This window comes from Vibrio porteresiae DSM 19223, assembly GCF_024347055.1.
GTDB classification, from domain to species: domain Bacteria; phylum Pseudomonadota; class Gammaproteobacteria; order Enterobacterales; family Vibrionaceae; genus Vibrio; species Vibrio porteresiae.
Window position 1 is genome coordinate 1,228,881 of record NZ_AP024896.1, and the last position, 14,992, is coordinate 1,243,872.

A 14,992-nucleotide genomic window follows, 5' to 3' on the forward strand; every position below is an offset into this window, starting at 1 on the left:
ACATGAAAAATAAAAATCAGATCGGTTTTTACATTAACGTTTCCCAATGTGTTGGATGCAAAACATGTGTTATTTCATGCAAAGATAAAAACCACCTTGAAGTCGGACGTAACTTTCGCCGTGTATATGACATTGAGACAGGCAGCTATCCCACACCTAAAAAGTGGCATCTCTCTATCTCATGTAATCACTGTGATGAGCCTGCTTGTGTGAGCCATTGCCCAACACAAGCAATGCATAAACGACCTGAAGATGGAGTCGTTTTGGTCGACCACACTAAATGCGTTGGCTGCCGCTACTGCACGTGGGCATGTCCCTATGAAGCACCGCAATACAACCCAGCTATCGGCATGATGACAAAATGTGACACCTGTTATGAACTTCGTGAGCAAGGCATGAATCCAGTCTGTGTAGATACCTGTCCGATGCGAGCCATCGAGTTCGGATTGATCAGCGAGCTAAGAGCCAAGTATGGCAACAATGCCGATATCGTTGGACTACCCAGCTCAGAAGTGACTCATCCAAATCTCATCGTTGGTTTTAATGCTCAGGAGAGTAAATGATGCACGAATGGCCTCTAATCATCTTCACCACGTTAATTCAGGTGTCGATTGGTAGTTATCTACTGACAATGTGTTATGTCTTTAATTCTAAGGAACAAAGTCACTCCCTCATTCCTACAATGGCGAGTCTTGCTTTGGGTGGTCTAGGATTATTGTCCTCCATTTTCCACTTAGGAAATCCTTGGCATATGTTCAACACCATGAACAATGTCTTTTCTTCATGGATGAGTCGAGAAGTCCTATTTGTTGGGGCCTATGTGGGTCTATTGTCACTTAATGTGTTCATTTATTGGCTTAGAAAACAGTTTTACCCATTATTACAGGCGCTCACTGCTGGCATAGGAATCTTGACCGTTTTTGTTATGTCAAATATCTATGTTAATTCTCTGTTTGTTCTTTGGGCGACTTGGAATACCTATAGTGCATTTTGGGCAACCGCTTTAATGACAGGGAGTTTAATGTCATTACTTGCATTTAGCTTAACACCACACTCTCCAGATAAAACTGAAATGATGAAAAAAGTGACTTCGCTGTTCATCACGTTTGCAGGTATCGCTTTTATTCTGACAATCTTCAATTTTATCTATGTTGAAAGACATTTAACTGAGAATCTGACACGAGCAATCACCGCAAGATACGCTGACACGGACTTCGTTGAAAAGCTCTTGTCATTTAGGATCATGTTATTGGTTTTTGTCTTCGGTATTTTACATTACGTGAAAAAACTGGAAGGTAAACGTACCACTCTACCACTGGTCATCGCCTGCCTTATATCCATAATGGCAGAACTCATTGGTCGACTTGGCTTTTTTTCTCTCAGTATTTAGCTACCCGGAAAAAGAATAGAAGGAAGTGTCGATGGCAATTCAAATCGGTAAAAACTGTATTCGTAACAAATTTGACTGGTCGAATTGCCATCAATGCAGTACCCACTGTCCTTCTCAAGCAATTCATTTTCATCCCCAAACACACGTGGACATCGATGTCTGTAATCAATGTGGACGATGCATTGAAGCTTGTCCATTTGATGCCATCTCTGGCACAAAACCCACTTATCACATACAAGGCAAAACCTTGTTCGAGGACAATCAGCATCCACCAACACCAGAAAAATTGTTGCAACTAAAATTGTCGGGAATCACCCAAGTAGAATTGAAAGATAACAATTCCATTTGGTTTAGCCCTATAACATCCATTAATCAATCATTAGCTGCAAATGGCCTCACTAAGTTCGACATACTCTTTACAGATCAACACTATGAGAAAATATCGCATTCAAAACGCTCTCTGTTTAGAAGCCTTATTAAATCTCCACTCACCGATAAGCAAACCAGACGCGATATGGGCTCCACTCTGATTAGCGAAAAGCGCCCGTTACACCGACTCATCTTTAACCCAAATCAATGTAACTTATGCCAACAATGTCAAATTCTTTGCCCCAAAGAATGCATAACAATCAACGATAAGAACATTACATTGAATAATGAGAATTGTAATGGCTGCCAGCTGTGTTCTGATGTGTGCGTGAAAAAATCGTTATGTGTTGAACATGGTATTTATCAGAATCAATCTATTTCGTATTCTATCGAAGAATTCCGGTGCACAGAGTGTGGAACTCTGTACCCACAAGTGATTGATGAGTCAAGAAATTCGCAGAGTATTTGCCCTGCTTGTCAATTTAGAAAAGAGACGGGCATCGCTATCTACAAAATTGGCTAAAGCCATCGTAAGACAGCTTTAGACAGGACAAACACTAACTAAAGATCGAAGGCACCTTTCGTGCTCCTTCCAAAGAATTAATTGATGCAAAGTTGGCCAGAGCACCTTCTCTGTTCTCCAGCCTATGTGCCTTTGGTGATGCACCATAGACACGCTTAAATGTAGTGCTAAAAGAACTCTCTGAAGAATAGCCTAACCGAAAAGATAGGTGCTTAATCGATTCATTACTCAAGCGAAGGGCTCTACTGGCTATTAACATCCTCAACTGAGTCAGATAATTGATAGCGCTCGTCCCTGTCAATTTCAAAAAAAGTCTTGCAAACCCTGTTCGAGACATACCTGCGACATCAGCAAGATCAGATAGTTGCCAATGTCGAGTTGGTGTATTATGTATAGCGTTTAGAGCCTTCATAATCCGAGCATCGTTGAGTGCACCAATCCAGCCATTTACCTCAGATTTTTGCTTAAGAACCCAACTTCGAATACCTTCTATCATGATCAACTGCATCATATGATCGCCAATTAAGGCTGAACCTAACGCTTGTGATTGAGTTTCTTCATGCAATTTATTCATTAACCATTGCAGTGATGACGATGCGTTTGTGTCACCTGCAATGAATATAACGTCAGGCAAACAGTCTAATAATCCAAAACTACCGACTTGGTCTATTTCCATTTTTCCAGAAATAATCATACTTGCATCTCCTCCCAAGTGGGCGATGCCATCGGATACAGAATAGTCTATCTCATTGATTGAGGTCGGTATTAGATTCGGGTTTGTAGCCAGAATAAAAGGTGTGAACCTCGTAATAATTAAACTGTCACCAGGTAGTAATTTGTGCCAAGCAGACTGATCTAAAGAACGGAACCAAATATCTCCTTTCTTTAAAGACAAAAATTTCATCCCATTGAATCCATTATAACTAATAGACCAATGGTCACCCGCCCTTTGACCTAGCGTGACATAACTTCTGGCTGCAAGTAACCGAAACACATCAGATAAAGGGTCGATGGTACTCATAGTAAACTCTCTGCTAATTTCAATGATTCTAACGATATGCGCTAAGTTCTAAAATGACAGCGAAACTAAGGCATCAATACTCTTGACGCTAACTGTGCCAATTGAATTACCTAACAGTATACGTGTCTGTTGCAAAAAACAGAACACCTACAAATATTGGACATAACTGGCATAGTTTACCTTCGTTTGACATTTTTTCCTTTCTGATTTGGCGTAATACAATGAAAAAATATCTAGTAATAGTATTTACAGCATTAACTGTATTCTCTCAATTTTCAATTGGGGCAACATCACAACTTAACTATCCATTAAACAAACCTGAAGAAAACATTATCCCATTTCCAGATAATCAATTACAAACTGTAGAAGCTAGCTTGTGGCAAGTAATAACTAACGATACAACCTTATTAGAAGGCCCAGTTTTCGATAAAAATGGTAATTTCTACGTGACAGATATTTACCACGGACAGATAATAAAAGTAGATAACAAAAAAAAGTTATCCGTCGTATTTAAAAGTAATACGTTCTCCCCCAGCTCTATCGCATTAACTAAAGAAGGAAGGCTTATCGTTGCTGCAGTTACCTTCGATGGTAACGAAGGAAAAATATTTTCAATGAATCCGGATGGTTCTGATGTCCATACGATTGTTAGTTCGGATAAAGGCTTAAGACCAAATGACATGGTATTCGATAGATTCGGAGGCTTCTACTTCACTGATGCAAGCGGCGATAGCGGTAACCCCATCGGAGGGGTGTATTATGTCTCCTCTGATTTTTCTACGGTTACACCTATCATAAGAAATCTAAGCGGAGCCAATGGTATTGCATTATCACCAGATGGCAAGATGCTATGGGTTGTGGAATTTTCTGCTGGTGTATTACATCGACTTATCATGAAAGATGCAACTCACATCCGAGCATTTGGTGAAAATGTAGCTTATCGTTTTTCTGGACTTGTTGCAGATTCAATGAAAGCCGATAGCGATGGCAATCTATATATTGCGCTACACGGTCAAGGACGAGTTATTGTATTAAATAATAATGCGGCACCTATTGGACAAATAACTATTCCAGGCCGAAAAGATGGTCACTATTTACGCTCTACTAATCTAACATTTAAACCAAACACAAGAGAACTATATATAGTATCAAGTAATGATGAAGATTTAAAAGAAGGTAGTGCAGTATTTAAAGCATATGGATTTTCCAAAGCAATTAAACAATACTGGAAAAACTAATCTAGGCCGCTATTTTAACATAAAACCATTAATGACCATTTAACAATTAGCCATAGAGAATATAAGTCTCTATGGCTAACGCAAACAAAATTCCATCTAAAGGCTACCATTAAATTCAATTATATGAATACTTCAGGTTTCCATATCTTAGTTAAAAAATGACATTTAATATAGATGGATTTTTAACAAAAAAGAATAATACATTCAATATATCATAATATTGAATTATTACACTTTGCTTATATCAAGTCTCGTTTCGATTTTTTAAGTATTAGAACCACCAAATCTCAGCTTGAACCCCAAAACTCAACTGGTCATTTCTATTTCCATCAAAGGAAAATTGAGTAATTTGATTATCTAGAGCTTTCATGTATGTTGTGTAGAAACGAATCTCAGGTCTTGACCTTAGCATACTTGTAGCTACTTTAAAGGAATGAAATGCTGTCAACTTATAACCACTCTCATCATAGCTTTTTCCATCAACATGATTTGTTTGATTGAAGTAGCCAATCTCTACACCTGTTTGATTGAACTGATCCCAAATGTATCCTGGACGAACAACTGCTCGAACACTATCAAAGTCAGTATGATCTTTCTTCAAATCGTAATTATAAATGTCTTCACCATGTGATAAGACAAATGCATGTGCTACCACTACATTATTGTCAAAAAGATATTGTTCACCTTGCGATGCAAAACGAACCGCATAACCATTGGTATGATTACCTTCATAGTTATTTATTCCAGTAGAAAAGTCTGGATTCCCACCACTAATTGATGCCAAACTACTAGCAATTGAATTTGTAGTGTATTGCAATGTATATTCATTAAATCCAGTATGAGACAAACTCTGGTTCAAAATGGTAGAGAAGCTTAAACCACTTTTAATATCGGAGTATGAATTCGAATTTTTTGCATCTTTAGCACTAGAGCTCAGATTAGGTACCTGATATTTGGCAGCAAATCCTAAGTTAAAATCTTCACTGAGTTTATAACCACTATATCGAACATCCAAGATATTACTATTGAAGTCTACACCATTATCTTTTCCACTATTATCAAGATAGTTAAAATCCTCTCGCATTAATACAAGGTTTAAACGACCTTCAGGTAATACAATATTTTCTAAGCCTACACCTGCACCAGAGTTGGTACGCGTAGTTTTCCAGTCAAGCATTTGGAACTCAGAACCAGGAATTGCATGACGACCCACCCAAAGCTCAGCATCAGGTAGGTTAGGTATGAAACCTTTAGTTCGGACATATAGGTCGAGAAACTGATTATAATTTTGTTCCTCTCCACTCATTTCAAATCCTTTATTAAGGCCAGAGTTACCATCAAAGGTAATCACTGCCTCAACCTCTTTTTTCTCTTTATCGTAAACTTTTTGTTTAAATGTCAGGTCGTACCACCCTGTCAGCTCATTACCAAAACGTCCCAAAGAACCAATAGCATAATCTTTCGGTGCGCCATGTGTACCGGAAAACCAACCAGCACGGAAGTATCCACTGAAGCTAAACCCATCGATTAATGGCACCTGGTCAGTATAGGCAGGTAAAGTAGAATCAGAGGTCGGTGCGACGTCTTTTGCTTCTGTCTTAATCTGCTTAAGCTCACTGATAGTTTTTTGGGCTGATTTAATCTGTGTTTGTAAAGCATCAATCTGACTTTCTACCGAGCCCGAAGCCATTGCATTTACAGCATAACCTAAAGATGCTAGCACAAGACTAATAGCAGTAATTCTTTTATTAATTAAATTTCGTTGCATAGCCATATTTCTCTCAAACCTATTAGTAAAAGAATAGCTACCGAGCCAAGAGCGCCTCGGTAACTATTGGGGGATTTTATTTATCAGTGTGGTCCTTTAATACCTCACCTTGGGAACTAATGACAGACTGGTACCAGTAAAAACTTTTCTTTGGCGTACGAACTAAACTGCCATTACCGTCATTATCGCGGTCAACATAAATGTAGCCATAACGTTTTGACATTTGTGCAGTTGTCGCACTTACTAAGTCAATTGGACCCCAGCTTGTATAACCGATAACGTCCACACCGTCTTTCAACGCTTCACCGACTTGGAATAAGTGATCGTTAAGATACTGAATTCGGTAGTCATCTTGAATTTGTCCGTTTTCATCAACGGTATCGACAGCACCTAATCCATTTTCAACTACAAAGAGAGGCAACTGATAACGGTCATATAGGAAATTTAACAGGTAACGTAATCCTTTAGGATCAATCTGCCATCCCCATTCTGATGCTTTCAAATATGGGTTAGCGATCATTTTTAGCATATTGGCATCACCCGCTTGCTCTTGCATTTCTGGATCAGCACTAGCACAGCCACTCATATAATAACTAAATGAAACAAAGTCGATAGTTTCCTTAAGAGCTTCAAGATCTTCCTTGGTTATATCTAGAGATATCCCCATATCTTCGAATTTACGTTTCATATAGCTTGGGTAATAACCACGAACTTGTATATCACCAAACATCAACCACTCTCGGTTTTGAGTGAATGTTTGTAAAATGTCATCTGGATTACATGTCCTAGGATATAAGATCGCCCCTAACATCATGTTCCCAATTTTGCCATCAGGTACTAGCTCATGGCACAATTTTACAGCTTTAGCACTTGCAACTAGCTGATGATGAATAGCTTGAAACAGCATTTTTTCATCACACTCACGTGGTAATCCTGAGCCAGTAAAAGGTTCATGTAATGTGGCATTTATTTCATTAAATGTAAGCCAGTATTTTACTTTGCTACCAAAGCGTTCAAATACAACACGGGCATATTTTTCAAAAAATCCGATAGTATCTCTACTACCCCATCCTTGATATTTTTTTGCCAAATTTAAAGGCATTTCATAATGAGACAATGTTACTAATGGAGTTATATTATATTTTTCAAGTTCGGAGAAAATTCTTTCATAATAAGCTAGACCAGCTTCATTAGGCTCATCATCATCACCGTTAGGGAAAACTCTACTCCATGCAATAGACATGCGCAGACACTTGAACCCCATTTCAGCAAATAGTGCAATATCTTCTGGATAACGATTATAAAAATCTATAGCAACATCTTTAATATTGAAGTCACCTTCCTCACGTTCAACCAATTCTCCAAATGCGCCAAAAGGCTGGATATCAGATGTTGAAAGCCCTTTTCCATCGGTTAAGTGTGACCCTTCGACTTGGTTAGCAGCAATTGCACCACCCCATAAAAATGTTTTAGGAAAACGATAACCCATAATGAAATCTCCTCTGATTATTAATTTGTTTTAACTGGTGACAATGAATTACTTCTGTCAGGGTTTGGAGTATTAACTTGCCCAAATAACATAGTAAGAACAGTTGCTAGTACAATTGATAATAATGAAGCAAACACAGTTGCCCAAACACTAATATCAATACCCGTCGGTGGAATCAACTGTGGAATAATAAGAATGCTCGACAATCCGAATGAATAAGCGTGAGCTTGGTAATAACCAATAATTGCAGCACCTATCGCTCCAGAGATACATCCAATGATAAATGGACGTTTCTTGGGCAAATTTACTCCATAAATTGCAGGCTCAGTGATACCAAATAGACCTGCAGTAAATGCAGAACCTGATATAGATTTTAGTTTGATATCCTTGGTCATTAGAAATACGCCAAGGGCTGCACCTGCCTGAGCTAGTACTGCTGGCAAAAGGAGCGGAGTCATACTATCTGAACCTGTGACAGCCATATTATTCAATACAATTGGAACAAAACCCCAATGAAGACCAAATATGACCAATACTTGCCAACACGCCCCCATAATTAGTCCGGCAATAACTGGACTTAAATCATAAATTATTGAATATCCGTTAGCTAAGAACTGGCTTAAATAAGTGGCTAAAGGACCAATAACTAAAAATGTCATTGGAACTACAACTACAATACATAGAAGCGGGGTACAAAAGTTTTTAATGGTGCTATGAAGAATTTTATTAAAAATCGGTTCGAGTTTACATGATACCCAAGCAGCAAAAATGATTGGCATCACTGAAGATGCATAATTCATAAACGTTATTGGCATACCCAAGAAACTCATTGTTTCATGGCCAGTCACTTGAGAAGCATTAAACGCGGCTATCATTGTCGGATGAACTAATGCACCACCAATCGCCATTGTGACGAATGGATTACCTTTAAATTTCACTCCCGACGTATACCCTAAAGCAAGAGGGAAGAAAAAGAACAATGCATCACTACCAGCGAATAGAAGTTGGTAAGTACCACTATCTTGTGTGGTCCACCCCAAGGCAATTGCCAAAGCCAATCCACCTTTCAATATTCCTGAAGCAGCCATTATGCCTAGTAATGGCGTAAAGATTCCCGAAATGATGTCAATGAAAATACTAAGAGGTCCTTCCTTCTCTTGTGTATGTTTTGATTCTCCATCTGAATTAGCTATAACTCCCCCCATTGAACCTTGAACAGCTTTAAATACATCACTAACGTGATTACCAATGACAACCTGAAATTGCCCACCACTTTCTACCGCGGTAATAACCCCTTCTAAAGATTTGGCCTGTTCTTTATCTGCTTGGTTTTGGTCATAAAGCTTAAAGCGCAAACGAGTTGCACAATGTATTACACTGGCTACGTTACCAGCACCACCGACACTCTTAATGATATCGCTAGCAAGTTGTTCATATGCCATAAACAATGTCCTATATAATTAATCGATAAAGCGTAAATTTGATGCAAAAAAAAACCCGAGGAGTCTAGATACACGTTGTATCTAGACTCCTCGGGTTATGCGCTATTACTAGTAACAATCCCGAAAGCAGGAATAATCAAATTGTATAAATGAAAACCTGATTAACTATCTATATCTCTATATTAAACAGCTAATCAAGTTATGCTCGTTTTCACGATAACAATCCACTGTGCAGTTACTGATATGATATTAAAGATGTCAGCCTGCTTGCCCGCAAATTAATTTCAAAGCTTATTTATGGTCAAGACCGTTGATTTGGAAATGTGATCCACATCATCAATACCGTAGTGTTTAAAATAAATAAGATGACTTAGATCAATACAGCCATCCAATAGTTAGAAGTGTTCAGCTGGCAAAGAAAGGCCTTAATAACAACTCTAACAGCAGCATTGATTGACATCTTAAGTTAACACTTGGGAATGTGTTTTCATTCACATATTCACCTATGTTACTTGAGTAGGGCAAATGAAAGAGATAAACTACGTTAAAAATTACAATTGATTGTTACTGCACATCGCAGGCAAAACCTAAGCTCAAGCTGAAAGTTTAACTTCAGGAACGCTTAGGTTTTTTTATTTAAAAAGACAGCCATTACCCAAAAATTATGCGTGTATCAAAAGTGTTAAATAATAATGTAGTAATATCTACAGATAAAAATGAACGTGAAGTGGTGGTCATGGGCCGGGGGATCGGCTTTCAACAAAAACCAGGAATGGAAATACCCACAAAGAAAATTCAAAAGATTTTCACACTCACCATCGATGGTGATGATTCTATCGACAAGCGATATCGTGAACTACTCGAAGATATTCCATTGCCACTCTTAGAAGCGACTGAAAACATCATAGAATTGGCTCAGAGTTCATTAGGAAAAGAGCTTCATCCTAGTATTCGTATTTCTTTAGCAGATCACATAAATTTCGCTATAGAACGTTTATGTAATGGACAGATCGTCGAGAACGGCATGTTATGGGAAATAAAGCAATTATACCCAGAAGAATTCAAAATTGGTTGTCAAGCATTAATTCTGTTAAAGAATGCATCTGGTATATCTTTCGCCGAAGATGAGGCGGGATTTATAGCTATGCATTTAGTGAATGCACAATTAAATGAAGACATGAACAATACTATAAGTGTTACAAAACTGATTAGAGACATTGTTCAAATGATTAAGTATGGCTTATCTATCGACTTAAATGAAAGTAGTGATGAATTTCGCCGACTCGTAATACATCTTAAATTTTTTGTACATCGCCTTATCCACCAAAGCACTATCTCAGATGAAGATGATGAGTTATTTCAATCGATAAGAATTAAATATCCAATTGCTTATGTATGTGTGGAAAAAATTAGTCGTTATGTAGAAAAGCAATTCAAGCATGCTATGACATCAGAAGAAATGATGTTCCTTACCATTCATGTTGAACGAGTACGTCGTGCTCCCTCATTACCTAACAGTTTGGAGTAATATAATGCCTAAACAGTCATCTTATTATGAGCACTTAGCATGTCAGATTACTGAGTTCTTAGGTGGGAAGAAAAATATTGTTTCTGTAACTCATTGCACTACTAGGTTAAGAGTTAAACTGAAAAAGATCCCTAATGAAGCAATAGAAAAAATAACTAATTTATCAGATGTGATTTCTGTTATGAATTCTGGTGGAGTCGTACAGATAGTAGTAGGAACAAAAGTTGAGGAAGTATATCAATATATAGCACCTAATATAGATGCAAGAAATACACACTATTATATTAATAGTCTATTACATACCATAATTGAAATATTTACTCCTATACTTTGGATTCTGAGCGTAGCAGGCATAATGAAAGGGCTTTTATTCCTTTTCGGAAATGTTGGCTGGCTAGATGTAGACACCGGTACATATCGTATTCTTTTTTCTGCGTCTGATAGTATATTTTTCTTTTTACCTATATTTTTAGGTTATACTTCATCTAAAGTTTTAGGTGGGAATCCTCTATTTGGAATCGCAATTGCGGGAGCTCTAGTTCATCCAGATATCATTCAACAAGCTAATTCCATTTTTTATCAAGAAATGAACGGGATACCTTCCCCTACTGAGTACTTTTTAGGTTTACCTATTCAGTATGTGAACTACTCAGCATCAGTCATTCCAATATTATTTGCCACTTGGTTTAACGTTAAACTTGAAAAAATAACTCCAACATATTGTCCTGAAGTCATAACTAAAATGATTAGGCCTCTTTTATGTCTAACTATCACTGTACCAATTACATTTTTGGTCATAGGGCCACTAAGTACACTTTTTGCTAAATCGGTCGCTGAAGCCATTCTGTATCTTTACCATGTTAGCCCAGGTATTACTGGATTCTTAGTCGGGGCACTATGGCAAGTATTAGTTGTAATAGGTATTCATTGGAGTCTATTCCCAATAGCGATAAGTAATATCGCCGTAACTGGTTACGATGTTATCTCACCACTTCTCATACCAGCGATATTCGGTCAATTTGGTGCATGTCTCGGCGTTTTAATAAAGAATTGGCAAGATAAAAAAATTCGTGGTTATGTAGCTTCTGCCTCATTAACTGCAATATTCGGGGTGACTGAACCTGCTATTTATGGCGTAAATCTACCGAGAAAGTGGCCTTTTATTTTTGGCTGCGTATCTGCGTCTTTAGGATCTTGTATCATAGCATTATTCCATGTGAAGTCCTTTAGTTTAGGAGTTCTTAGTCTTTTTTCTTTCGCTCAGTTTATCCCCCAAAATGGTTATGACACCTCAGTTACTGCAAGTATATTAGCCACATTAATGACTATAATTCTAGCCGTGATATTAACTTATTTGTTTACTCCGGACGTTAGGAAGCAGAATAAAAACACAGAAATCGATAACATTGAGTCATTTCACCAAGAGGACTGTTTAGGTAATCATACGAAAATACAAAAAGTATTGAGTCCTCTGCAAGGTACTCCATTACCTTTATCATTGGTTGAAGATACTACTTTTGCAAGTGAGATTATAGGCCAAGGAATTGCTATTCGTCCTGAATCTGGGATCTTACGTGCTCCTTTTGATGGAAAAGTTGAATCAGTATTCCGAACTAGACATTCAATTTGCTTAGTGAGCAACCAAGGTGTTGAGCTACTAATACATATAGGCTTAGAGACCGTTAAATTGCAAGGTAAAGGATTTGAACTCCTAATATCTCCGGGAGAAACATTCATCACAGGTCAAGAACTTATAAAATTCGACTTGGAATTTTTAATAGAAAATGGATTTGATACAACTACGCCTATATTAGTAACCAATTGCACTAATTATCTAGATATCATCGCTACCCATAGAGAATATATAGAGTACGGAGAGCCGTTACTTACGCTGATTTGAACTAAATTCACTGTGTAGTCAATTAAATTTGTTCACTTTTACAGATGTATTAAATTATATTTTCCATGGATATCAGAACTGAGCATCTAGTGTTACTATATAACTATTAATATCAGCATTATGCTAGACGATGCCAAACTTGAAACTCAATAATTAGTCATGATGTATATCCACCTTAAAGATGACATTCTTTTTCCTATCATAGAATGTCATATTCCGTTACAAAATAAAAAATCCAAACAACATTTATATCACACATTTTTTATCGAATAGACTAATTACTCCAAATTTGTATTCATTACCCCATCGATATGTATCCAAGCTCATATTAATAGGATAGAATAAGCACAAATTTTATCACACTATCTATGCACTAATTAAAGAGGTTATGTATGAAAAAAGTGGGGTTCAAGCGATTACTTATTCTTTCAATTTTAATATTGGTTGGGTTTGCGGTATCACTCACCAGTTATATTCTTTACACCAATCAAAAAGACGTTTTCACTAAACAAATCTTGTATTCAACACAAGCTTATGTTGACTATAAGGCAGCACAGATCGAAACAATAATTAATGAGAAAGTTTCCGGTATAACCAAACTTGCAGCTCACTATCAAGATAACTCAATCGCAGGAAAACCATCTGATATCATTGAAAAAACCCAAGTCATTGCAACATCTATGAATCTTGACAGTGCCGTAATTGCATTTGAAAATGGTGATGCTTTTTGGAACCAAACATCCTCCAGTTGGCCTAACCACAAATTAAACGTCGATGTTAGGACACAATCTTGGTATCAAGCAGCCCGCCAGGCTACTAATTCTCATGTAACAGACCCGTATAAGAGTGATGATAATACCTATTGGATCACCATTGCGCACAATGTAAAAGACGGGATAGTAACATCGGATATGACGTTAGGCTTTCTTAATAAATTAACAGAAAGTGGCAAAGACATTCCTGGCTCGATAGCAATGATATTTACGCAAGATACAACGGTATTATCTTCAACCTCTGATGCGATTAAAGCAGGTGATAAGGCAAGCAATAACCAAAGCTTTGGCAGAATCAGTCAAGAAGCTATCCAAGGCGATCACTCCGTTATCGAATATAACCTTGATGGTGTAGATAAGCTATTGGTGACAAAACGAATACACGCTGGTAACCAAAACTGGTATTTTTCTGTTGCATTAAATCAATCAGTCGCGTTTGCTCCGTTGGTCGACATCCGAAATAAAGTTATTCTTATTGCCACTTCTTCTGTCATTGTTAGCGTACTGATTGCCTATATATTAATAAACTATTTATTCCGTCCAATATTACGCTTACGTCAAACAATTTTTGATCTATCCAGAGGTGAGGCAGATTTAACTCAACGTTTACCTGTAGAAAGCGATGACGAACTAGGCCAAATCTCGTCTGCAGTAAACGAGTTTATCGGAAATTTGCATTCAATGATGACGCAAGTTCGTGACATCTCTTCATCTTTAGCAGTCAACTCGGATCGTTTGAAAGAGCAATCACGTCGCAATAGTCAAACCGTTGAATCTCATGTATTGGAAACAGAACAAGTCGTTACGGCCATTGAGGAGATGAATTCCACGGTAGAAGCTATGGCTCTCGATACGACCAATACTGCTGAGTTAACTCATTCAGCGAACATGGTTGCTGAAGAATCTAAACAATATATGCAACGCGCACAATTGACCGTTCATGCATTGATTAACGAAGTTGAGAAAGCAGCTACAGATGTTGAATCGATGAGTGCAGAAGCAGATAACATACAAGAAATATTGAGTGTCATTGGCGATATTGCTGAACAAACCAATTTGCTTGCACTCAATGCAGCAATCGAAGCTGCACGGGCAGGAGATCAAGGTCGGGGATTTGCAGTCGTTGCCGATGAAGTACGCAAATTGGCAAGTCGCACTAAATCAAGCACCAAAGAGATTGAAAATGCATTAAATAGCTTGTTAGCTGGTACTCAACAGGTAGTCAAATCGATGAGCACAACTAAGTTTCGTTGCCAAGAAGCAGCAGATGGAACTGGAGCTGTCGCCACTAGCCTTGATACCATGACCACATCGATTGAAGATATTAACAATCTGAGTACACAAATTGCGACCGCGACCGAAGAGCAGCGTAGTGTTACCCATGAACTAAGCAGGAATATGACTGCCATCAGCGAGATGGTAGGTGAAATTGATAAAGGGGGCAAGGTCACTCAAACCGAAGCAGAAGAGCTCGCAATAGTAAATGGACAATTGATAAAAATAGTTAACCGATTCAAGCTGTAATCGTTGGACATAAAAATGGATAAGAGC

Annotated in this window: 11 protein-coding genes; 7 read left to right on the forward strand and 4 right to left on the reverse strand. The window is 37.8% G+C overall.

Translation table 11 applies throughout. From position 1 onward, the window contains the following. Positions 1-2: 2 nt before the first annotated feature. The 3 genes from OCV11_RS22165 to OCV11_RS22175 are packed head-to-tail and all read left to right on the forward strand — an operon-like array spanning position 3 to position 2,282. On the forward strand, positions 3-563 hold the full coding sequence (locus tag OCV11_RS22165; protein ID WP_261896613.1) for a DMSO/selenate family reductase complex B subunit: 561 nt from the start codon (positions 3-5) through the stop codon (positions 561-563). Continuing rightward, the gene (locus OCV11_RS22170) at positions 560-1,390 is read left to right on the forward strand and encodes a dimethyl sulfoxide reductase anchor subunit family protein (protein ID WP_261896615.1); all 831 of its coding nucleotides are present in this window, start codon (positions 560-562) and stop codon (positions 1,388-1,390) included. The genes OCV11_RS22165 and OCV11_RS22170 overlap by 4 nt, the downstream gene beginning before the upstream one ends. Before the next feature lie 31 nt (positions 1,391-1,421). Then, entirely contained in the window at positions 1,422-2,282 is an 861-nt protein-coding gene (locus OCV11_RS22175; protein ID WP_261896617.1) for a 4Fe-4S binding protein, read from the forward strand. A 34-nt stretch (positions 2,283-2,316) separates the two neighbouring features. Here the strand turns inward: OCV11_RS22175 and OCV11_RS22180 are convergent, their stop codons facing one another. Continuing rightward, the gene (locus OCV11_RS22180; protein ID WP_261896619.1) at positions 2,317-3,303 is read right to left on the reverse strand and encodes an AraC family transcriptional regulator; all 987 of its coding nucleotides are present in this window, start codon (positions 3,301-3,303) and stop codon (positions 2,317-2,319) included. A 221-nt stretch (positions 3,304-3,524) separates the two neighbouring features. Here OCV11_RS22180 and OCV11_RS22185 point away from each other — a divergent pair, with 221 nt between their 5' ends. Beyond that, positions 3,525-4,541, forward strand: coding sequence for an SMP-30/gluconolactonase/LRE family protein (locus OCV11_RS22185; protein ID WP_261896621.1), 1,017 nt, complete (start codon positions 3,525-3,527; stop codon positions 4,539-4,541). Between the two features lie 271 nt (positions 4,542-4,812). Here the strand turns inward: OCV11_RS22185 and OCV11_RS22190 are convergent, their stop codons facing one another. The 3 genes from OCV11_RS22190 to OCV11_RS22200 form a co-directional block, all read right to left on the reverse strand. After that, positions 4,813-6,315 (reverse strand): carbohydrate porin, encoded by a 1,503-nt coding sequence (locus OCV11_RS22190; protein ID WP_261896623.1) that lies wholly within the window; start codon positions 6,313-6,315, stop codon positions 4,813-4,815. Positions 6,316-6,385: 70 nt separating this feature from the next. Next, positions 6,386-7,798, reverse strand: a complete 1,413-nt coding sequence (locus OCV11_RS22195; RefSeq protein WP_261896624.1) for a glycoside hydrolase family 1 protein — start codon at positions 7,796-7,798, stop codon at positions 6,386-6,388. A gap of 20 nt (positions 7,799-7,818) precedes the next feature. After that, entirely contained in the window at positions 7,819-9,240 is a 1,422-nt protein-coding gene (locus OCV11_RS22200; protein WP_261896625.1) for a PTS transporter subunit EIIC, read from the reverse strand. Between the two features lie 664 nt (positions 9,241-9,904). On the opposite strand from OCV11_RS22200, the gene licT reads away from it, so the two are divergent. The 3 genes from licT to OCV11_RS22215 all read left to right on the forward strand — a co-directional run bounded on the left by licT (position 9,905) and on the right by OCV11_RS22215 (position 14,965). Continuing rightward, positions 9,905-10,768, forward strand: coding sequence for a BglG family transcription antiterminator LicT (gene licT / locus OCV11_RS22205; RefSeq protein ID WP_261896627.1), 864 nt, complete (start codon positions 9,905-9,907; stop codon positions 10,766-10,768). 4 nt (positions 10,769-10,772) lie between these two features. Next, a complete protein-coding gene (locus tag OCV11_RS22210) occupies positions 10,773-12,668 on the forward strand; it encodes a glucose PTS transporter subunit IIA (protein WP_261896628.1) in 1,896 nt (631 codons plus the stop codon). 392 nt (positions 12,669-13,060) lie between these two features. Next, positions 13,061-14,965: a methyl-accepting chemotaxis protein gene (locus OCV11_RS22215; RefSeq protein ID WP_261896630.1), complete on the forward strand. Its 1,905-nt coding sequence runs from the start codon at positions 13,061-13,063 to the stop codon at positions 14,963-14,965. Positions 14,966-14,992 lie beyond the last annotated feature (27 nt).

What these genes read in the sequence shown, in the direction of transcription:
- OCV11_RS22180 (WP_261896619.1), bottom strand. Translation starts at nt 3,303, where the DNA reads ATGAGTACCATCGACCCTTTATCTGATGTGTTTCGGTTACTTGCAGCC.
- OCV11_RS22190 (WP_261896623.1), bottom strand. Translation starts at nt 6,315, where the DNA reads ATGGCTATGCAACGAAATTTAATTAATAAAAGAATTACTGCTATTAGT.
- OCV11_RS22210 (WP_261896628.1), top strand. Translation starts at nt 10,773, where the DNA reads ATGCCTAAACAGTCATCTTATTATGAGCACTTAGCATGTCAGATTACT.
- OCV11_RS22170 (WP_261896615.1), top strand. Translation starts at nt 560, where the DNA reads ATGATGCACGAATGGCCTCTAATCATCTTCACCACGTTAATTCAGGTG.
- OCV11_RS22165 (WP_261896613.1), top strand. Translation starts at nt 3, where the DNA reads ATGAAAAATAAAAATCAGATCGGTTTTTACATTAACGTTTCCCAATGT.
- OCV11_RS22185 (WP_261896621.1), top strand. Translation starts at nt 3,525, where the DNA reads ATGAAAAAATATCTAGTAATAGTATTTACAGCATTAACTGTATTCTCT.
- OCV11_RS22200 (WP_261896625.1), bottom strand. Translation starts at nt 9,240, where the DNA reads ATGGCATATGAACAACTTGCTAGCGATATCATTAAGAGTGTCGGTGGT.
- OCV11_RS22175 (WP_261896617.1), top strand. Translation starts at nt 1,422, where the DNA reads ATGGCAATTCAAATCGGTAAAAACTGTATTCGTAACAAATTTGACTGG.
- OCV11_RS22195 (WP_261896624.1), bottom strand. Translation starts at nt 7,798, where the DNA reads ATGGGTTATCGTTTTCCTAAAACATTTTTATGGGGTGGTGCAATTGCT.
- licT (WP_261896627.1), top strand. Translation starts at nt 9,905, where the DNA reads ATGCGTGTATCAAAAGTGTTAAATAATAATGTAGTAATATCTACAGAT.
- OCV11_RS22215 (WP_261896630.1), top strand. Translation starts at nt 13,061, where the DNA reads ATGAAAAAAGTGGGGTTCAAGCGATTACTTATTCTTTCAATTTTAATA.